The sequence below is a fragment of the Tamlana crocina genome (assembly GCF_012037625.1).
Window position 1 is genome coordinate 1 of sequence record NZ_JAAVJS010000806.1, and the last position, 292, is coordinate 292.

Sequence of the window (292 nt, forward strand, 5' to 3'; positions counted from 1 at the left end):
GGCCATTCGTTCGCTCGCTTCTTATACCGACAGGCTACTGGAGACCTTTGTAGATTTCACTATTACCTATAATATCAATATTATCACCGGTAGTATGCCGCAGATCATTGGCGAGCACATGTACAACGTTGGGTATTTATGTCGTCGCGACGGAAGTTATGAACGTTACGAGAAGCTGCACATCACACCGGCAGAAGGATCGGCCTGGGGAATGAAAGGCGGAAACCAGGTTAAGACCATGGAAACCGACTGCGGAAAAATTGGAGTGCTTATCTGTTATGATGTAGAATTT

At 45.9% G+C, this 292-nt stretch carries 1 protein-coding gene; it reads left to right on the plus strand.

Annotated features, from left to right (window positions below):
• Window positions 1-292: nitrilase-related carbon-nitrogen hydrolase (locus HC176_RS19080; RefSeq protein ID WP_280818733.1), on the plus strand; the 292-nt coding region annotated here is incomplete at both ends.